The 393-nt window shown below is 52.7% G+C and carries 1 protein-coding gene; it reads left to right on the top strand.

Annotation, left to right across the window (positions count from 1 at the left end; all coding sequences use genetic code 11):
- The coding region (locus WCE05_RS26340) for a hypothetical protein (RefSeq protein ID WP_368816888.1) at nt 1-393 on the top strand (393 nt) is incomplete at both ends.

Raw genomic sequence — 393 nt, 5'->3', positions numbered from 1 at the left:
AGCTAAAGCGTTGCGACTTGGCGTCCAGGACGTGCTGTTAAAGCCAGTAAAAGATTTCGATCGCCTGCGCGAGACCGTTTACGCCTGTCTCTATCCCGCGATGTTCAGTTCGCGCGTGGAAGAGGAAGAGCGTTTATTTGAGGACTGGGATGCGCTGGTCAGTAATCCCATCGCCGCTTCAAGACTATTGCAGGAATTACAGCCGCCGGTGCAACAGGAAATGTCGCACTGCCGTATTCATTATCGACAACTGGTGTCGGCAGACAAGCCCGGTCTGGTACTCGATATCGCGCCGCTTTCGGAAAATGATTTGGCTTTCTATTGTCTGGATGTCACACGCGCAGGCGATAATGGCGTGTTGGCAGCATTATTGCTGCGCGCGTTGTTTAATGG

It is taken from the genome of Pseudomonas sp. I2 (assembly GCF_040984075.1).
Lineage (GTDB): Bacteria > Pseudomonadota > Gammaproteobacteria > Pseudomonadales > Pseudomonadaceae > Aquipseudomonas > Aquipseudomonas guariconensis_B.
This window is presented reverse-complemented; position numbering and strand designations above follow the sequence as displayed.